The following is a 19,000-nucleotide window of genomic DNA, read 5'->3' on the forward strand; positions in this document are numbered from 1 at the left end:
CGTGCACTATAAGCCGGACGCCCGGAGGGCGGCTAGCATGCCTTGACTTGTGGCAAAGTGCCAGCCCCGCCTGGCGGGCACTAGAGGGCGCCGCCGGTGTGGATCAGGCTGTCCGCCAGCCGGGTCAGGATCGCCAGCGTGAACAGGCTGATAACCACAGAGGCCGTGCGGTTGATGGTGTGCGGCGTCAACCACGCGTACCCGCCTCGTTTGATGCGGGCCCCCAGCAGCACCCAGACGCAGCCCACCGGTATCACCACGGCGCTGAACTGTGCGACGAAATGCACGTACAAGGTCAAGTCGATAAATGTGTGCATTGGGACGATAAACGACACGATCAGTAATCCCTTGGGGTTGATCAGTGTGAGCAAAAAGAAATTCAGCGTGGAGACCCGTGCCTCGGCCTCGGTGTGGAGTGTTTCGTCGGGATGGCACCACAGTAAGTAGCAAGTCCTGATCAAATAGCAGACCGAAGCGAACTGCACGAGCTTCAGGCTCCAGGGCGCGTTGTCGCCGATATGGCTGAGCAAGTAGCCCCAGAACGAGATCTGCGTCAGGTAGGCCAGGCACTCCAGCAGGCTCAGCGGCCAGGCGCGCCGGAAACCCGCGAGTAATCCCGAGCGCAGCAGCAGTGTGTTGGTAGGCCCCGGCATTAATAGCAGTAGCCCGAGTGCGGATAGGACGCCAAGCATGAAGGGTGTCTCCTGGAACCCCTGAGGGTTTTGGCCGGCTAATCTAACAGATAGGCTTCGATACGCTCGGTCACTTAGGTTAACCTTGAAGATTCGCAACACTATGTACAGCGCCATGACGCTACGTAGGCCTGTTCTTACTTTTATGAGGTCCACATTTTGGCTCAATACGTCTTCACCATGCATCGGCTGGGTAAAGTTGTCCCTCCGAAGCGGGAAATCCTGAAAAACATTTCGCTGTCCTTCTTCCCTGGCGCCAAGATCGGCGTGCTTGGCCTCAACGGTTCGGGTAAATCCACCCTGTTGAAAATCATGGCCGGCGTCGACACCGAGTTCGAAGGCGAAGCCCGCCCGATGCCAGAACTGAACATCGGCTACCTGCCGCAAGAGCCTCAGCTGGACCCTACCAAGACCGTGCGTGAAGTGGTTGAAGAGGCCGTCAGCGTGATCAAGGACGCCCAGGCGCGCCTGGACGAGGTCTACGCCGCCTACGCCGAACCGGATGCCGACTTCGACAAGCTCGCCGCCGAACAGGCCAAGCTCGAAGCCATCCTGCAGGCTGGCGACGGTCACAACCTGGAACGCCAGCTGGAAGTCGCCGCCGACGCGCTGCGCCTGCCGGCGTGGGATGCCAAGGTCGAACACTTGTCCGGTGGTGAAAAGCGTCGTGTGGCCCTGTGCCGCCTGCTGCTGTCGGCCCCCGACATGCTGCTGCTCGACGAACCAACCAACCACTTGGACGCCGATTCCGTCGCCTGGCTGGAGCATTTCCTCCACGATTTCCCGGGCACCGTGGTTGCGATCACGCACGACCGTTACTTCCTGGACAACGTTGCCGGCTGGATCCTCGAGCTCGACCGTGGCGCCGGTATCCCTTACGAGGGCAACTACTCCGGTTGGCTGGAAGCCAAGTCCGACCGTCTGGCTGCCGAATCCAAGCAACAATCGGCCCACGAAAAAGCCATGAAGGAAGAACTGGAGTGGGTGCGCAAAGGCGCCAAGGCCCGTCAGTCCAAATCCAAGGCCCGACTGCAACGCTTTGAAGAAATGCAGTCGCAGGAATTCCAGAAACGTTCGGAAACCAACGAGATCTACATTCCGGCCGGCCCGCGCCTGGGTGACAAGGTCATCGAGTTCAAGAACGTTTCCAAAGGCTATGGCGACCGTGTGCTGATCGACAACCTGTCGTTCTCCATGCCAAAAGGCGCAATCGTCGGCGTTATCGGTGGTAACGGTGCTGGTAAGTCCACGCTGTTCCGCATGCTGATGGGCAAGGAAACCCCGGACTCCGGCAGCATCGAGATCGGCGAAACCGTGCAACTGGCCTGTGTGGACCAGAGCCGCGACGACCTCGACGGCAGCAAGACCGTGTTCCAGCAGATTTCCGACGGTTCCGACCAGATCCGCATCGGCAACTATGAAATCCCGTCGCGTACTTATGTCGGTCGTTTCAACTTCAAGGGCGGCGATCAGCAGAAGTTCGTCAAGGACCTGTCCGGTGGTGAGCGTGGTCGCTTGCACCTGGCCCTGACCCTGAAAGAGGGCGGCAACGTGTTGCTGCTCGACGAACCGTCCAACGACCTCGACGTTGAAACCCTGCGTTCCCTGGAAGAAGCCCTGCTGGACTTCCCGGGCGCCGCCATTGTGATCTCTCACGATCGGTGGTTCCTTGACCGCGTCGCGACTCACATCCTGGCGTACGAAGACGACTCGCAAGCGGTGTTCTTCGAGGGTAACTACACCGAGTACGAAGCGGACCGTAAGAAGCGCTTGGGCGAAGCCGCTGCGCAGCCGCACCGTGTGCGTCACAAAAAACTGGCCTGATTCGGGTTGGTGGTTTGAAAGAGCGGAGCCTTCGGGCTCCGTTTTTTTTGCCTGGAATTTGATGGTGCGCGCGGTTTGATTTGAATCCCTGAAAGGGTGCATAAAAGCCCTTAAAATTGGATACAGTTATATAAAACGCACCATTTAAATTCATAAAGGCGACATTTTGCGCTTTTCAGGTGCGGCGCGAATTGCTAAGGTCCGGCTCAATCTCCTTTAAAAACAATCAATTTGCCGAGACTTTCCATGATCGAATCCGTCGAATCCTTCCTTGCCCGCCTCAAGAAACGCGACCCGGACCAGCCGGAATTCCACCAGGCCGTAGAAGAAGTCCTACGCAGTCTGTGGCCGTTTCTGGAAGCCAACCCCCACTACCTGACCTCGGGCATCCTGGAGCGCATCTGCGAGCCGGAACGCGCGATTACCTTCCGGGTGTCGTGGGTGGATGATCACGGCAAGGTCCAGGTCAATCGCGGTTTCCGTATCCAGATGAACAGCGCCATCGGCCCCTACAAAGGCGGCTTGCGTTTCCACCCGTCGGTGAACCTGGGCGTGTTGAAATTCCTCGCCTTCGAGCAGACCTTCAAGAACTCCCTGACCTCGCTGCCCATGGGCGGCGGCAAAGGCGGCTCGGACTTCGATCCCAAGGGCAAGAGCGATGCTGAAGTCATGCGCTTCTGCCAGGCCTTCATGAGTGAGCTGTATCGCCACATCGGCGCGGACGTGGACGTGCCGGCCGGCGATATCGGCGTGGGCGCCCGTGAGATCGGCTTCCTGTTCGGTCAGTACAAGCGTCTGAGCAACCAGTTCACCTCCGTGTTGACCGGCAAGGGCATGACGTATGGCGGCAGCCTGATCCGCCCGGAAGCCACGGGTTTCGGCTGCGTGTACTTCGCTGAAGAGATGCTCAAGCGCAACAACCAGCGGGTTGAGGGCAAGCGTGTGGCGGTGTCCGGCTCCGGCAACGTGGCGCAATACGCGGCGCGCAAGGTCATGGACCTGGGCGGCAAGGTGATTTCCCTGTCCGATTCCGAAGGCACCCTGTACGCCGAAAGCGGTTTGACCGAAGCGCAATGGTCGGCCCTGCTGGAGCTGAAAAACGTCCAGCGCGGCCGCATCAGCGAACTGGCCGAGCGTTTCGGCCTGGAATTCCGCAAAGGCCAGACGCCATGGGAACTGGCGTGCGACATCGCCTTGCCCTGCGCGACCCAGAACGAACTCGATGCCGACGCCGCCCGCGCTTTGCTGCGCAATGGCTGCATCTGCGTGGCGGAAGGCGCCAACATGCCGACCACGCTCGAGGCTGTGGATATCTTTATCGAGGCGGGCACCCTGTTCGCGCCGGGTAAAGCTTCTAACGCTGGCGGCGTCGCCGTGAGCGGCCTGGAAATGTCGCAGAACGCCATGCGCCTGCTGTGGACGGCGGGCGAGGTGGACAGCAAGCTGCATAACATCATGCAGTCGATCCACCATGCCTGCGTGCATTACGGTGAAGAAAACGGCCGGATCAACTACGTGAAAGGCGCCAACATCGCCGGGTTCGTGAAAGTCGCCGATGCGATGCTGGCTCAAGGCATCGTCTAAGCCTCGGCCTCGATACGCAGCACTTCGATCAACTGATCGCCGACGGGGCGTTGCCACAGCACCTCGTCGCCGACCTGGGCGCCCAACAAGGCGCGTCCCAGGGGCGAGCCCCAGTTGATCAAGCCTGCGCCGGCATCGGCCTGGTCTTCGCCGACCAATTGAATGCGCTGCTGTTCATCCTGCTCATTGGCGAACGTCACCCAACTACCGATCTGCACCTTGTCGGTGGAGGTGACGGGCGCCACGACCTGGGCGCTCTGCACCCGTTGATTGAAGTAGCGCAAATCCCGCTCAAGGTCCGCCTGGCGCTGTTTATCAGCGTGCTCACCCTTGGCGGATTCGGCGCTGTATTCCTGCTGTAACTGCGCAACCTTGGCCTGCAACTGCGCCAGCCCTTGCGCGGTGAGGCGGTTAGGCTGCTCACTGACCTGGCGCTCCACCGGCTGGTCGGCCTGGGCTGCGGCGTTGTCTTCGTTTACAAAAGCTCGGCTCATGGTGTTCTCCCTCTATGGAGTTTGGGCCATGGTCGCCGCGCTTTAGTTTCGATGGATGTCTGAAAGCGACCTATTGCGAGCGATAGGCCCGGGCTGCGTCGCGGTCTTTCTCCTGCTGCCATTCGCGATCACGGTCGTCCCAGTGGTGCTCCTTGTAATCGCGCAACTCCTCGTTCTCGCGCATGGCCTTGCATTGGCGAAAACCATCCTCCCAGCCTTCGGCGTATTGGCGGTCCTTCAGATACCGCGGCACGTTCTTGCGAAACTCCCCGGTAATCACCCCCGCCGCCTGGCGACCACTGCTGCAACCGTCGTCAAAACCGTCGGCAAACGCCGGTGGATAACCCTTGGCCAGCAAATCCTGATGGGTCGACTGGCAACCCGCCAACCCCAGCACCGCACACAGCATTACTGCAGACCGCCACATGGCGTACTCCCTGGCCGTTTCACGGCTGATAGGGAAGAGTCTAGAAGGGGATTTGTCGGGGCGGTGTGAAAGGGAGGTGAGAAAGGTGTTGTTGTGTAGGAGCTGGCTTGCCGGCGATGCAAGCACCTCGGTGTATCAGTTGCTCTGAGGTGATGCGATCGCCGGCAAGCCGGCTCCTACAGGTCCTATGGTCAGTAGTGATACCACTTCACTTCCAGCATCACTTCATTCACCGGTGTCGACAAATGGCTGTACTCGCGCTGTGCGCTCAGGCGCAGGCCCAGGTTGCGGGACAGTTCCCATTGCTGGTTGAGGCTGATGCTGCGGCGTACTTCGCCGTTGGTGAAGAAGTCGCCCTTGGCTTCCAGGCTCAGGTTGCCCAGTGGGTTTTTCCACAGCACGCCGGTGTTGAAGCCGGCCGCTGGGGAGATGGCTTCGTTGAAGTCGTTGTTGTGTTCCACGCGCACGGTGCCGAGGGCGAAGCCGAGCATGTCGTCGCGCAGTTGCCAGGTGCCGCCGGCGCCGCCGTTGACGTGGGCGACCAGGGTTTCGTCGTCGTGCTTGCCCGGTACCCGCTCCAGGCCGCCGGTGACTTGCCATGACCACGGCTGCAGCAGGGCGTTGCGCGGGGTCAGGGAGCGGATGGTGGCCAGGTCCAGTTGCTGCAGTTGCCAGTGGTTGCCTTCGTACTGGCGCAGTTTCATCTGCAGGATCTCGATCTGTGCGCCAAGGGGGAAACCTTCGGCGTTGTCGTTGAGGTCGTGATAGGCCATGCGCAGGCCGTATTCGCCGAAGGCCTTGTCGCCACGGGTGCCGATGCCGGCCTGCCAGGTGCGCGATTCATGGCCGTTTTCCGGGAGACCAGGGGGCGTGATCTTGAGGTCGGGCGCCGGGTTCTGGTTGATCGCGCGCAATAGTTCGAAGCTGCGCTGGGAGCGTTCGGTGTCGCGTTCCAGGCCGTTGGCGCGGTAGCGGCCGAGGCGGTAGGCGGCGTCGATGATCAGGGCCTGGCGGTCGCGGGGCAGGGCCTTGAAGGCCGGCTCTTGCAATTGCTTCTGGTCGTCGCTGACTTTCAGTACCCATTGCTGCTCGTCGCTGTCCAGCGGCTTGGCGCGCTCCAGCAGCTCGCGTTCACGGGAGGGCCGGTAGTCGATTTTCTCCACCAGGCCGGCGTCTTTCACGGCCTTGACCGTGTCGGTCGGGATGGCCGTGAGCGGGAACTGTTCGGTCAGGCGCAGGCCGGGACGTGCCACTTGCAGCAGTTCCAGCAAGCGGTAGGAGCAGTTTTCGTCAAAGAAAAAGTAGTCGAACTGGATCTGCTTGAGTTCCCACACGTGCTCGACCATGCGCTCGGTCTCGACTTGCGTGAGGTTGAGGCGGTATTCCCACAGGTCACGGTTTTCGAGGCTGCGGTATTCCGACAGCTTCTCCTGGTAAGGCACCAGGGCGAACAGGCCGGGATAGCCACCCATCAGGCCTTTCCAGGCGTAGAGGATGCTGTTGTCGGAGCCTTCGATGTAGGCGCCAAAGTTGATCGCATAGCTGAGCAGGGCGGTGTTGTTGCTTTGCACATCGGCCTGGTCGATGCGCAGCAGCGTGTGGCCGAACATCGACGACGGGCTGTTGAGGTAGGCCGCCGGGAAGATCATCACCGCGCTGTGGGGGGCGACGTCCTTGAACCATTGCTTGAATTCTGTGCAGTCCACGGCAGGCAGGTCAGTGAGGTGAAACTGGTCCTTGAGCCAGCGGGTACGTGCGGGGTAGACGCATTGGGCGTGTTTTTCACCCAGGCTGGCCGGCGCGTAGAGCGCGTCAATGGTGGCCTTGAGTTCGGCGTCCGGGTGGTGGGCACCGTCGGCTGCGAGGAAAAATTTCTTGTCGCTGACATAGCTGCGCCAGCCACTGATCTTGCCGGCTTCGTAGTGGCCGAGGGACAGCCAGAACGGATCGTTGGCCAATTGCTGCAAACGTTGATCATCAAGATGCGGGGCCGCGTACAGCGGGGCGCAGGCAAAGAGTGCCATCCAGGCAAAGCGTTTGAGCATAGGGGCAACTTAAGTCGGAAATAATAAAGACCCAAGGAGGAGGCGGGTCCAAAAATAAAACCCGCGCCTTGGTAGGCGCGGGCTGGTCGAGCTTAAGCCTGGGTAGCGTATTTCGCCAGACGGGCATCACTTTTCAGTACAGCAATGGTGTTGTTGTGCACATCATCAGCGGTCACGTCAGCCTTGCTGAAGATTTGCTGGAAGTGCTCGTGGGTCACGGCAGCGAAGTGCTCACGATCTTCCGGTGCAACACCCAGTACCACGGCGTAGGTAGTCAGCGCTTCGCCGTTACCCTTGGCCATGTCTTCGGACAGCTCGTTCATCATGCCATTCATGGCAATCCAGGACTTGCCGCCATAGGTCAGGGCGCTGTTGGTGCTGCAACCGTTGGTGCCCGAGGTCATGCCGAAGGTGGCGTTACCCGAAGTACCGTTGGTGGTGGAAGCCAGGAAGTGAGCTGGAGTACCGCGCTGGCCTTCAAACAACATGTTGCCCCAACCACAGTTCGGGCCACCTGGTGCTTCTGCCATTGCATTGAGGGAGACGACGGTGAAGAGAGTACCGAGAAGGATCCGTTTCATAGCTTTGTTCTCTTTGTGTGCAAACCAATGGACAAGGGTTCAGGCACTTCATAGCGCCCTAGGGATCGGTTATTAGTCCAACCCGCGCAGTTTGGAGTTTAGGCACGTTCCAAGGGTTCCGTGTGTTTTTATAAAACAATCAGAGTTGTCGCGATTTTTTTGTAGGACGCATCCCCTGTCTATGCTTTCCCACAAGCGCGCCTTGCCAGGGTGCGTAACCGGGAGCCAGAATGCCGTCATCTGCCCCGCCTGATGTAAGGAAGCCCGATGCCTGATCCTGTTGCTGCCAGCTTGCGTCTAGCGCCCGAAGCGCTGACTCGCCCTTTCTCCGCTGAACAGTTCAGCTTCTCGACCACCAATGATTTGGAGCCCTTTCGCGGTGTGCTTGGCCAGGAACGTGCGGTTGAAGCCTTGCAGTTCGGTGTGGCCATGCCACGCCCCGGTTACAACGTATTTGTCATGGGCGAGCCGGGTACCGGCCGCTTTTCGTTCGTCAAACGCTACCTGAAGGCCGAAGGCAAGCGCCTGCAGACCCCGGCGGACTGGGTCTATGTGAATAATTTCGATGAGCCTCGCGAGCCTCGTGCCCTGGAATTGCCGGGCGGCGCGGCGGCGGCGTTCATTGCCGATATCAACGGTTTGGTCGACAACCTGGTGGCCACCTTCCCGGCGGTCTTCGAGCACCCGACGTATCAACAGCGCAAAAGCGCCATCGACCGGGCGTTCAACCAGCGCTACGACAAGGCCCTGGACGTGATCGAGCGCCTGGCCCTGGAAAAAGACGTGGCGCTGTACCGCGACAGCTCCAACATCGCATTCACGCCGATGCTCGACGGCAAGGCGCTGGACGAGGCCGAGTTCTCGCAGTTGCCGGAAGCCGACCGCGAGCGTTTTCACACGGATATTTCCGAGCTCGAAGAACGCCTCAACGAAGAACTGGCCAGCCTGCCGCAGTGGAAGCGTGAGTCGAATAACCAACTGCGCCAGTTCAACGAAGAAACCATCACCCTGGCCCTGCAGCCGTTGCTGGCACCGCTGTCGGAAAAGTACGCGGAAAACGCTGCCGTCTGCGGTTACCTGCAGGCCATGCAGGTGTACCTGCTCAAAACCGTGGTGGAGCAACTGGTCGACGACGCCAAGACGGACGCCCAGGCGCGCAAGCTGCTCGAAGAGCAGTACTGCCCCAGCCTGGTGGTCGGCCATCCGGTCAACGGTGGCGCACCGGTGGTGTTTGAACCGCACCCGACCTACGACAACCTGTTCGGCCGTATCGAGTACAGCACTGACCAGGGCGCGCTCTACACCACCTATCGGCAGCTGCGCCCCGGCGCCTTGCACCGTGCCAATGGCGGTTTCCTGATCCTGGAAGCCGAAAAAATGCTCGGCGAGCCGTTTGTCTGGGACGCCCTCAAGCGTTCCCTGCAGTCGCGCAAGCTGAAAATGGAATCGCCGCTGGGCGAGCTGGGCCGCCTGGCCACTGTGACCCTCAACCCGCAGATGATCCCGTTGCAGGTCAAGGTGATCATCATCGGTTCGCGCCAGCTGTACTACGCGTTGCAGGACGCCGACCCGGACTTCCAGGAGATGTTCCGGGTGCTGGTGGACTTCGACGAAGACATCCCGATGGTCGACGAAAGCCTGGAGCAGTTTGCCCAGTTGCTTAAAACCCGTACGTCGGAGGAGGGCATGGCGCCGCTGACGTCGGATGCGGTGGCGCGGTTGGCGACCTACAGCGCACGCCTGGCCGAGCACCAGGGGCGTTTGTCGGCGCGTATTGGTGACTTGTTCCAACTGGTCAGCGAGGCGGATTTCATTCGACACCTGGCGGGTGACGAGATGACCGACGCCGGCCATATCGAACGCGCACTCAAGGCCAAGGCCACGCGCACTGGGCGGGTGTCGGCGCGGATTCTCGACGACATGCTCGCCGGGGTCATCCTCATCGACACCGCCGGTGCGGCAGTGGGCAAGTGCAACGGGCTGACGGTGCTGGAGGTCGGTGATTCGGCCTTCGGCGTGCCGGCGCGGATTTCCGCCACGGTGTACCCAGGCGGCAGCGGTATTGTCGATATCGAGCGCGAGGTTAACCTCGGCCAGCCGATCCACTCCAAGGGCGTGATGATCCTCACGGGTTACCTGGGCAGCCGCTATGCCCAGGAATTCCCGTTGGCGATTTCCGCGAGCATCGCACTGGAGCAGTCCTACGGTTATGTGGACGGCGACAGTGCGTCCTTGGGCGAGGCGTGCACCTTGATCTCGGCCCTGTCGAAAACGCCGCTCAAGCAGTGCTTTGCCATCACCGGTTCGATCAACCAGTTTGGTGAAGTGCAAGCAGTGGGCGGGGTCAACGAGAAGATCGAAGGCTTCTTCCGCCTGTGTGAAGCGCGCGGGCTGACCGGTGAGCAGGGGGCGATCATTCCCCAGGCCAACGTGGCCACGCTGATGCTTGATGAGAAGGTGTTGCAGGCCGTGCGTGCCGGGCAGTTTCATATCTATGCCGTGCGTCAGGCGGATGAAGCATTGAGCCTGCTGGTGGGCGAGCCGGCGGGTGAGCCGGATGCCGAGGGGCAATTCCCGGAAGGCTCGGTGAACGCGCGCGTGGTGGAGCGGTTGCGCGCTATTGCCGAGATGATCAGCGAGGAAGACCTGAAGGAGGCCGAAAAGGAGCTGGCACAACAGGCCCTGGCCGAAGCCAAGCCCACCTGACACCACACCTGTAGGAGCCGGCTTGCCGGCGATGGCGACCTGTCAGTCAAAAATGTTCAGCCTGACCACCGCGATCGCCGGCTAGCCCGCTCCTACAGTGAGTTCGTCATTAAATTGACTTGGGTTGGGGACCAATGCCCGTTGGTCCCTACAACCTTGGTTTGTTTTGGTTTTCTTCTATTCTGTGCTCAAGGGATATCCACAGGAGTCGCTGGATAGAAACAGCCTCGCCCAGGCGCAGGTTGAACACCGATCTACCGAGGGTCGCCGCCATGCCGCGCAACCTCTGCCTTACTCGCCAGTGCTTCGGCCTGGTCACCCGTATCGAATGTTCCATTCGCCCTCTTGCGGGGGATAACGGGATGTGGACGTTGTTGTTTGCCGCCGGAATGACCGGTGAACAACCTTCCACCATCAAGTCCCAAGGCCCGTTCCCCGGGCCCTTCGCGGCGGAAAATATTCTGCAATCCATTGTGGACAGCCTGACCCAGCACGGCTACGAGAAGGCGGGTGACCCGCAGATCTGGTGCCTGCACATGCAGGCCCATCTGCGACAGCTCAATGGTGACACCCACCACTGACCGCTACTTGCTCTCGGGCTTGTCCAGCTTGACCTCGAAGCCATATTGCACGGTGCTCAGGTCGGTGCGCTGGTAGCTTTCCAGGGTGGTCGGCTGGCCGTAGAAGTAATGCACGTCAAACATCGCTGTGCCGTATTCCTCGGCGCGGTGGCTGACCCCGAGGATTTCCTTGAGGTAATTGCCGCTGGCGTCCTTGGCGTAGAAGCGCCAGCTGTCAGCGGGAAAGGCCTTCTGGTCGACGATCAGCGCGTTGTCTTTGAGTTCGAGCCCTTTGGGCAGCTTGCTCGCGTCAATCTCGTTTTTATCGATGGTCGCCAGGAACAGCGGAATCGAGCCCACCACAAAGGCCGGATTTTCCGGGAACAGGTTGAGGTCATAAGTCAGGGTGCCGCGTGCCGGGTTCAGCTCAAAGGCCTCGGTCGGCAGTTCGATCGGCTCGCCGCGCTCGCCTTTTTCGTCGGCGGTGAAGAAGGTCACCGGTGATTCACTGCTGTTGCGCTCGCTGCCCACCAGGTCATCATTGAAGGTGAATGGGTGGTCAAACACGATGTGCGCCGCGCTGGCGTCTTCGACCGATTGGCTGATGGTGACGCTGTTTTTCAGCTGGTCCTCGGTCATGCTCGCGTCTTTGAGCCAGTTGGCGGCGCTGTCGTCATACACGGTGACTGGCATTGGCAGGGCCTGCACGGTTTTCTGCAGGCTGTTCTTGTCGAAGCGCAGCACCGGCAGGTCGAGGTCTTTGCGGGTGCGTGTGGCGGTGGAAAAATCCAGCACGTTGACTTGCAGGTTGTCGATCACACCATTGAAGTACACCTTGGCGTAATGGCTGCTCTGCTTGCGTTCGAAGGCTTTCTGCTCATCCGTCAGCTGTTTTTCGAACGCCTCCGACCAAGCCTTCTGCTTTTGCATTTCGGCCAGTTGTTTCTCGTAGAACGCCACTTGCGCACTGCTTTCGTTGATCGAGCCCGAACGCGTGAGGAATTGCCCGGTGCTGTCCCGCGCCTGTACCAGCAGCGGGTTGGGCGATTCGTCGCCGACTTCCGATGCCAGTGGCTGGCTGTTGGTCAACTCGATCTCGGCGTAGTTTTTTTCCAGCAAGACCAGATTGAGGGTGATGTTGCCTTCGGTTCGCTTGTGGCCCACGTCCTTTTTCGACAGGTCAAACGTCAGCACCTTGCCCGGCGCGACCACTTCAACTGTGCCTTTGAGGCTTACAGGCTGCGGCTGGCTCTTGTTTTCTGTCTCGATGCCGTCGATGAAGGGATAGGTCACCGTCAGGTCGTCGGGGTTGGTCAGGTTGGAACTGCTGGGGCTCAGTTGGATGCCCGGATCGGTTTCCGACCATTCCGGTTGAAAGGGGATGACCTTGTTGTTGCTCAAGGTCACCGACTGCCATTCCAGGCCGTGGGGGAAGGGGAACTGGTCGGGGATGTTGAAGTTGAAGGGGAACACCGGCTGCAAGTCGGTCAGGTAGTCGGAATGGGACGTCTTGCGCAGCACGAACAGGCCATTGATATAGGTGTCGACCAGGGCTTGGGGCGTGGGGTAGTGCTTGAGCAGGGCCAGGGTGTCTTCGCCGTACTCGGCTTCGATGGGCTTGGTGGCGAGCTTGACCCGCGCCCGTTCCAGTAACAGCAGCGAACCGCCCAGGTCGGCGACGGCGTCGCGCAGCTTGGTGTCCTGGATGCTGTCGAGGGATTGTTCGAACTTGGCGGTTTTCTCTTCGAGGGTGGTCTGCTTCTGCTCGTCGCTGGGGGAGCAGCCGCCAGCCAGCAGCAATGCCGCGCACAGGCCGATAGTGGCCAAAGGGGATCGCACATCCATCATCTGAGTTTTTCCTGTCCGACGTCATCGAGCCGATTTATTGGGCTCGACACTAGCAGAAAAATTCCCTTACAGATGCCGCACAGGTCAGTTTTCTCGTGGTTACAGGTGTCTTGTAGTGGCTGGTATACTCGCCGCCATTTTTAGCCAAGCTGTGTGAGATCCAATGGAACGCTTTATCGAAAATGCTATGTACGCCTCGCGCTGGCTGCTGGCGCCGATCTATTTCGGCCTGTCCCTGGGGTTGCTGGCGCTGGCGCTGAAATTCTTCCAGGAAGTGATTCACTTGCTGCCGAGCGTGTTCTCGATGGCTGAGTCCGAGCTGATCCTGGTGCTGCTGTCGTTGATCGACATGGCCCTGGTCGGTGGCTTGCTGGTGATGGTGATGATCTCCGGCTACGAGAACTTCGTCTCGCAGCTGGATATCGATGACAACAAAGAGAAACTCAACTGGCTGGGCACCATGGACTCTTCGTCGTTGAAGATGAAAGTGGCGGCCTCCATCGTGGCGATTTCCTCCATCCATTTGCTGCGCATCTTCATGGACGCCAAGAACGTCGATCCGCAGCACCTGATGTGGTACGTGATCATCCACATGACCTTCGTGGTCTCGGCGTTTGCCATGGGTTACCTGGACAAGGTCACCAAGCACTGATGCCCTGCGCCAGCCTTACTGCTCCACGAAATAGTAAGGCTGGCGGTTGATCGAGATCTGCTTGATCACCTTCACCGGGGTGGCCAGGCCGTTGGTATGGTCCAGCAACGCAATGTTGCCGGGCTTGGCGCCGAGGTAGCTGTGCAGCTCAGCCTCGGTCTGCAGGATCGGCAAGTAGGCCCGCAGATAAAACACACTGGCGCCGGCGATACGTTCGTTGGGCTGGAACAACACCACTTCCCTGCCTTCGTCTTTAAACGCCTGGACCTGGCTGATCGCCGGCACGAACGACTGGCGCACGTCGGCCTTGGGTGCAAACCAGAAGGCCGCGATCAGGTAGCAACCCACGGCCAGGGTGAACACGCCGCCCACCACGCTTCTGTGATGCTTGTGCAACGCGGGTTGGTGGGTTTTCAGCCAGTCCAGCAGTACCCGCGCATATTCTGCGGCCAGTACGGCGGCGGCGGGTGTGAGTGCCATCAGGTACACGGTGCGTTTGCTCGACGCCAGGGTCAGCAAGGTGAACTGCGCCACCAGCCACACGCTGAAGAACAGGCGGTAACGATTGCGCACCAGGCTTTTGCGGAAGTGCCACAAGCCCAGGTACACCAGGATATTCCAAGGCAGGAACGCTTCGGGCAGCTTGGCGATGTAGTAGTAGAACGGCTCGTAGTGCCCGGCTTCGACGAACGAACCGCTGAACCGGCCGACGCTGTTGGTCAGCAGTACTTCGGCCACCGCTTGCATCCCGCCGCGTTGGAACAGGAACCCCAGCCAGATCACCAGCGGCACCAGCGCCAGCAAGGTAAACAGCGCTGGCTTGAGCCAGTTGCCAATCTGCAGGCGTTTATCCATCAGGCTGGTGCTGGCCAGGTACACAAAAATCACAATGCCCGGCATGGCCAAGCCCAGCACGCCTTTGCTGAGGGTGGCGACCACCATCCCGGCGGTAAACAGTGCCCAGGCGCCTGTGCTGGGGCCCTGGCGATCAGGCCGCACGGCCTGGTAGAACGCCAGCAACGCGGTGGTCACGCCGAGAGTCAGCAATGAGTCCTCACCGACACCGCGCACATTGCTCCAGTAGCTGGCCATGGTCGCCAGAATCAAGGCGGCGCTGAACGCCAGCGTCTGCGGGCGCCCGAACCTGCGCAGCATTCCATACAGCAGCATCACGCTGAACAACCCGGCAAACGCCGAGGCCAGGCGCACCGCCCAAGTGGTGCCGCCAAACAGACGAATCGCCCCGGCATCGATCCACAGGCTCAGGGGTGGTTTTTCCAGGAAAGGTTCACGAAACAACTGGGGCACCACCCAGTTGTTGTCCAGGTGCATGGCCATGGCGATCCCGGCCACGCGGGCTTCGGTGGAGCCTTGCAGCTCGTGGTTACCCAGGGCAAAGAAGAACAACAGACCAGCAAGCAGGAGCAGCAGGGGAGCGGGACGCGTCATGAATGTGGCTACCAAGGCAGGAGGACCGTCCGGGGGAACGGTCATTGCAATGGGCTAGTATCCGTTGGTGTTTCTGAATATTTCGTGAACGAGTGTTGGATTTTTGTACGGCTGATTTTGCCGTTATGGCGTTTTCAAACTGGGCACGGCAGCTCTGCCTTGGGCCGTCAGCACCGGCTCCAATTGCTCCCAGGTAAAGCTCAGCTCGTTATCACAGCCATCGCCCTGCGCGGGCGTCGAGAGCTGCAGGCCCTGGGTGTTAAAACTCAAGTCGAAGGTGGAGTAGCTCGTCACCGCCGGGCACCCTTCGTCGACAGTGGTTTGCTTGGAAAGCCAGGCGCTGAACGTAGCGGGCAGTTTGACCTGGCCCGAGTAGGGGCTGTCCCATTGCTCATGGCCTCCCAGCCACGTCCAAGGGTCAACCTTTTCACCGGTTTGCAGGTTCCAACTGTGCAGGCCCCAACTGATGCCCCCGCGCCCGTAGCCAGCCGACCAGCGATAGAAACGCACGGTGATCCAGTGCGATGACCAGTAGTACGGCTCCACCGTGATCTCGCTGGTCGTGGTGCTGCCACTCTGGTCCAGTGAGTTGCGCCGCTCTCTGTAAAAATCGGCCTGGCCTTCCGGGTTGATGGCCAGGCGCGCGAGGTCGCGGTTTATCTCGTCGATGGCCGCGCCGTCGCCTTCCAGTTTCAGGATGACCTGCCCACCTTGGGTCTTCACTTGATAGGCGTGCTCGGCGAAGGTCTTCCTCTCGACCTTTACCGCAGGCGGCACGGCTTCAAGCGGGTTGTTGTAGGTGTCGCTGGCGCAGCCATCGGCGTCTGCACGTTTGAGCACCAACGCCAGGCTTTTACCGCCCAGGGCTTTGCTCCAGCTGCCGGTCAGCGTATCGCCTTGCGGATCATCCAACTGCCAGAACCCGGTTTGCCCGTCCTCCACCCACGGCTCACTGGCGTTGGCTTGGGTCAGTTGAATGGGCGTAAGAATCCGTTGGTAGTAATAACTGCCATTGGCACCGTGGGCCCCGTTGAAACAGGCGGTGATCGCGGACTTGCCCAAGGTGCCCGTCCAGACACCGGCCAGGTCGGCGGCGGTGGCAAGCAGAGGAGTGCAGGCGAGGGCGAGAGCGGCGAGTGGCTTGAACACGGGTATCGGACTTCCGGTTGTCTGATAGAGGGGGTCAGGGTAATGGGAACTGCGGAGGGATTCCAGACAGGGACTGTTTTGCGCTGAAGGCTTTACATCTTTATCTGGTCAAATTTACCCGGCGCAGAAAAACGCCACGGCACGCTGAACGCGGCGCCTCCCCTTATCAACGCTGATTGCTTCATGATTGCCGGCCACCAGCGAACAAGATTGTGTGCTTTATTCCAGTAGGTCTCGCTGCTCCAATGTTTCGCTAGGCAAAAAATGGGCAGCCCGCAGTCTCGGAATGCCTGCTTTTCAGCATGCCCTTTGGTAAATCGATCTTGAGAGATAACAACCCAGTCGCCTTCATCGCGAAGCACTGATATCCAGGAAATGTCACTCGCACTCTGAGGGAATTTATCCTTGAGTGGGACTACGCCATGCTCATGGACGTGTGAAAGCTCATTCAAGGCTCGCGCTAGCGCAGGTGGCAGGTTGTGGTCCAGAAGGAAGTTCAAGCCGCATGCCTTTGTTCGAAGTCGATAGCGGCCTTTACAGCAGATGTGGGGATCTCATAGAGCAGGGCAACACGTTTCGTATCCTGTTCTTCCGCCTCATAAGCACTGAACAGTGCGGCTGTGTCGATACCGGCCCCCGTCAGTACTGGTTTCCCGAAATTTCTGGCGGGGTCCAGGACGATTGCCTTGCTGCGTTTTATCGGATACCAGCGCTGGGCAGAGCCCTTGCCGGTGTAGTCGATCCCTTCGTACAACGATGGGCTGATCACCTGCTTGAACGCGTACTGTTTTTTGATCAGGTCCAGCAGTGTCTCGTCGCCTGTTTCATCCAGAACAGTGGCGAAAATGTTGCGGCCGTCTGTTTGGAAGCGTTTGCAGGTAAATGGATAGGATTGGCCAAACAGTTCAGAGGCTTGCCGAGAGGCGCAGCGAATGGCTTGCAAGCTCACTCCATGCTGACGAAATGCGTGCACGAAGCGGATTTCGAGCAGGTCGTGGAAACTCAGTATGCAATCGTTCACATCCCTGAGTTCCGACTGCCAGAGGCCTGGATGATGAATGCCATTGGCACGATAGCCAAACAACCATCTACGAATATCTGAGGCAGGAATGCCGGTGTAGAGGGACGCTTCACTGGGCGTATAGAGACCAACACCCACCAGGGGGCTGGGCGAAATGATGCTTTGCATGAACGGCCTCCTTGTCGTGGGTTGGCGTGCTGGAGTGTGCGTGCTCAAGTGATCGCGTTCAATCATCGGCAGACGAGCAGTCGTTTGAAGCGTATTCGAGCAATTCAATCCGCGCCAGTTCATCCCAGTCGCGCCAATGTGCAGGACTTTTCCGGCGGCTTACGTCGGCGCAAGTAGTCTGTGTCGATAATCCGTGACAGCTAAACACCTTGTTAAAGCAGGGAAGAAACTCCTAACCCGTCTCTAATGAGAAGTATTATCATGTGTGACTTTCGTTAGCCGTCCCCTGGATATCACACCGATGGCCTCATCTTCTTCTGCCCATCAGGTCGTGGGCGAACTCTACGCCCAACATCACAGCTGGGTGCTGCAGTTGCTGCGGCGCAAGTTGGGCGGGCAGGAGCAGGCCCTGGACCTGGCGCAGGATACCTTCGTGCGGATCTTGAGCAGCGGCACCGTGCCGGTTTTCCGTGAGCCGCGTGCTTACCTCACGACGGTTGCCAGTCGATTGTGCGGGCAGTATTTCCGTCGTCAGGCGTTGGAGCGCGCCTATGAGCAGTCGCTGACGTCCCTCGAACCCGAACACATGCCTTCGCCGGAAACCCGCTTGCTGGTACTCGAAGCGCTGGATGCAGTAGGCCAGGTGCTGGACGGGCTGGGCAACAAGGTGCGCGAGATTTTCCTGCTCTCGCAGCTCGATGGCCTGACTTATCCACAGATCGCCGAACGGATGGACCTCAGCGTGAATGTGGTGCAAAAGGCCATGCTCAAAGCCTATCGCCATTGCTACCTGGCGGTGTACGCGGCATGAATCGCTTCAAGCTAGCCAACGATCACCCCCTGGACGAGCAGGTGCTGGACCAGGCCCTTAACTGGATGGTCGTCCTGCAATCCGGTACCAGCGGCGCCGCCGAGCAGCACGCCTGCCAACAATGGCGCAACGAGCACCCGCAGCATGAATTGGCCTGGCAGCGCTTGGCCGGACTCAGCCGCGACATGCGCGTCAACACCCACGCGCTGTCCGCGTCCAGTGCCAGGCAATTGCTGCAGGCGCGCAGTGTTCCGTCGCGGCGCACGGTCCTCAAGGGTTTCGCTGGTTTGAGCGTGGCTACCGCGCTTGGCTTTAGCGTACGAGAGCGGGTCCTGTTGCCGGAGCTGTTCAGCGATTACCACACCGCTACCGGGGAGCGACGGCATCTGCGTTTGGCCGATAACGGCGAGTTGCAATTGGATACCCACACCGCGGTGGACATCCGTGGTGCCCACCTGACGCTTAACCTCGGCAGGTTGCTGTTGACTACTGGCATAAGCGCTGGCACTGCGGTCCAGACGGCCAATGGCTGGATACGACCGGCGGCGCTGTCGCGGATGGTCATCAGCCACGACCTGCCTCGCCAGCAGGGCACACAGGTGCAGATGCTGTCGGGCAGCGCCTCCATCGAACCTTCGCACGGCGCCAGCCTCCTGCTCGGCATGGGCCGCCAATTGAGTTTCGACCGTTTGCAGGGCGGGCCGCTCGCCACCGTGTCATTCAGCGCAGACGCCTGGACCCAAGGCCTGTTGATCGCCGAACGCACGCCGCTGGTCGAAGTGCTTGAGCAACTCGACCGCTACCGACGCGGCGTACTGCGCTGTGACCCCGCCGTGGCGGGTTTGCAGGTGTCAGGTTCGTTCTCGCTGGACCAGCCTGAGGCCAGCCTGGACCTGCTGGCCAAAGTGTTGCCCGTCCGCGTGCAGCGGGTGTTTGGGTACCTGGCCACTGTCGTGCCGGCCTGACCTGAAATTATTTTTACATCGCGT

General features: G+C 59.9%; 17 protein-coding genes. 7 read left to right on the top strand and 10 right to left on the bottom strand.

The window, feature by feature from the left end; translation table 11 throughout:
• Nucleotides 1-80: 80 nt before the first annotated feature.
• Nucleotides 81-692, bottom strand: coding sequence for a LysE family translocator (locus tag AC0IYN_RS14590; RefSeq protein ID WP_406597607.1), 612 nt, complete (start codon nucleotides 690-692; stop codon nucleotides 81-83).
• Nucleotides 693-851: 159 nt separating this feature from the next.
• On the opposite strand from AC0IYN_RS14590, the gene ettA reads away from it, so the two are divergent.
• Both ettA and gdhA read left to right on the top strand, forming a co-directional pair.
• On the top strand, nucleotides 852-2,516 hold the full coding sequence (gene ettA, locus AC0IYN_RS14595; RefSeq protein ID WP_406597606.1) for an energy-dependent translational throttle protein EttA: 1,665 nt from the start codon (nucleotides 852-854) through the stop codon (nucleotides 2,514-2,516).
• Between the two features lie 246 nt (nucleotides 2,517-2,762).
• The gene (gene gdhA / locus AC0IYN_RS14600) at nucleotides 2,763-4,100 is read left to right on the top strand and encodes an NADP-specific glutamate dehydrogenase (protein ID WP_457238862.1); all 1,338 of its coding nucleotides are present in this window, start codon (nucleotides 2,763-2,765) and stop codon (nucleotides 4,098-4,100) included.
• Here the strand turns inward: gdhA and AC0IYN_RS14605 are convergent.
• The 4 genes from AC0IYN_RS14605 to AC0IYN_RS14620 all read right to left on the bottom strand — a co-directional run bounded on the left by AC0IYN_RS14605 (nucleotide 4,097) and on the right by AC0IYN_RS14620 (nucleotide 7,647).
• Nucleotides 4,097-4,594, bottom strand: a complete 498-nt coding sequence (locus tag AC0IYN_RS14605; RefSeq protein WP_457238863.1) for a GreA/GreB family elongation factor — start codon at nucleotides 4,592-4,594, stop codon at nucleotides 4,097-4,099. The two genes, gdhA and AC0IYN_RS14605, sit on opposite strands and share 4 nt — an antisense overlap.
• Nucleotides 4,595-4,664: 70 nt before the next feature.
• Complete coding sequence (locus AC0IYN_RS14610) at nucleotides 4,665-5,021, bottom strand: hypothetical protein (RefSeq protein ID WP_406597603.1); 357 nt, start codon at nucleotides 5,019-5,021, stop codon at nucleotides 4,665-4,667.
• 191 nt (nucleotides 5,022-5,212) lie between these two features.
• Nucleotides 5,213-7,066 (bottom strand): Lnb N-terminal periplasmic domain-containing protein, encoded by a 1,854-nt coding sequence (locus tag AC0IYN_RS14615; protein ID WP_471841947.1) that lies wholly within the window; start codon nucleotides 7,064-7,066, stop codon nucleotides 5,213-5,215.
• A gap of 92 nt (nucleotides 7,067-7,158) precedes the next feature.
• Nucleotides 7,159-7,647 carry a DUF3015 domain-containing protein gene (locus AC0IYN_RS14620; RefSeq protein WP_015885974.1) on the bottom strand — a complete coding sequence of 163 codons (489 nt, stop codon included), beginning with the start codon at nucleotides 7,645-7,647 and terminating at the stop codon, nucleotides 7,159-7,161.
• A 267-nt stretch (nucleotides 7,648-7,914) separates the two neighbouring features.
• On the opposite strand from AC0IYN_RS14620, the gene AC0IYN_RS14625 reads away from it, so the two are divergent.
• Nucleotides 7,915-10,353 (top strand): Lon protease family protein, encoded by a 2,439-nt coding sequence (locus AC0IYN_RS14625; protein ID WP_457247877.1) that lies wholly within the window; start codon nucleotides 7,915-7,917, stop codon nucleotides 10,351-10,353.
• Nucleotides 10,354-10,625: 272 nt separating this feature from the next.
• Nucleotides 10,626-10,934, top strand: coding sequence for a PA4575 family protein (locus AC0IYN_RS14630; protein ID WP_457238866.1), 309 nt, complete (start codon nucleotides 10,626-10,628; stop codon nucleotides 10,932-10,934).
• Between the two features lie 3 nt (nucleotides 10,935-10,937).
• Here the strand turns inward: AC0IYN_RS14630 and AC0IYN_RS14635 are convergent, their stop codons facing one another.
• Nucleotides 10,938-12,761, bottom strand: coding sequence for a hypothetical protein (locus AC0IYN_RS14635; RefSeq protein ID WP_471841955.1), 1,824 nt, complete (start codon nucleotides 12,759-12,761; stop codon nucleotides 10,938-10,940).
• A 163-nt stretch (nucleotides 12,762-12,924) separates the two neighbouring features.
• Between AC0IYN_RS14635 and AC0IYN_RS14640 the strand changes: the two genes are divergently transcribed.
• On the top strand, nucleotides 12,925-13,413 hold the full coding sequence (locus AC0IYN_RS14640) for a TIGR00645 family protein (RefSeq protein WP_010206662.1): 489 nt from the start codon (nucleotides 12,925-12,927) through the stop codon (nucleotides 13,411-13,413).
• A 15-nt stretch (nucleotides 13,414-13,428) separates the two neighbouring features.
• Here the strand turns inward: AC0IYN_RS14640 and AC0IYN_RS14645 are convergent, their stop codons facing one another.
• The 4 genes from AC0IYN_RS14645 to AC0IYN_RS14660 form a co-directional block, all read right to left on the bottom strand.
• The gene (locus tag AC0IYN_RS14645; RefSeq protein WP_457238868.1) at nucleotides 13,429-14,862 is read right to left on the bottom strand and encodes an ArnT family glycosyltransferase; all 1,434 of its coding nucleotides are present in this window, start codon (nucleotides 14,860-14,862) and stop codon (nucleotides 13,429-13,431) included.
• A 123-nt stretch (nucleotides 14,863-14,985) separates the two neighbouring features.
• Complete coding sequence (locus AC0IYN_RS14650; RefSeq protein WP_457238869.1) at nucleotides 14,986-16,011, bottom strand: hypothetical protein; 1,026 nt, start codon at nucleotides 16,009-16,011, stop codon at nucleotides 14,986-14,988.
• A gap of 92 nt (nucleotides 16,012-16,103) precedes the next feature.
• The gene (locus tag AC0IYN_RS14655) at nucleotides 16,104-16,511 is read right to left on the bottom strand and encodes a PIN-like domain-containing protein (RefSeq protein ID WP_071493603.1); all 408 of its coding nucleotides are present in this window, start codon (nucleotides 16,509-16,511) and stop codon (nucleotides 16,104-16,106) included.
• Nucleotides 16,508-17,095 (bottom strand): DUF433 domain-containing protein, encoded by a 588-nt coding sequence (locus AC0IYN_RS14660; RefSeq protein ID WP_457238890.1) that lies wholly within the window; start codon nucleotides 17,093-17,095, stop codon nucleotides 16,508-16,510. Before AC0IYN_RS14660 ends, AC0IYN_RS14655 begins: the two co-directional genes overlap by 4 nt.
• Before the next feature lie 406 nt (nucleotides 17,096-17,501).
• Here AC0IYN_RS14660 and AC0IYN_RS14665 point away from each other — a divergent pair, with 406 nt between their 5' ends.
• Nucleotides 17,502-18,011, top strand: coding sequence for a sigma-70 family RNA polymerase sigma factor (locus AC0IYN_RS14665; protein WP_457238870.1), 510 nt, complete (start codon nucleotides 17,502-17,504; stop codon nucleotides 18,009-18,011).
• Entirely contained in the window at nucleotides 18,008-18,976 is a 969-nt protein-coding gene (locus AC0IYN_RS14670; RefSeq protein ID WP_457266822.1) for a DUF4880 domain-containing protein, read from the top strand. The genes AC0IYN_RS14665 and AC0IYN_RS14670 overlap by 4 nt, the downstream gene beginning before the upstream one ends.
• Nucleotides 18,977-19,000 lie beyond the last annotated feature (24 nt).

This window comes from Pseudomonas sp. AC112 (assembly GCF_979253545.1).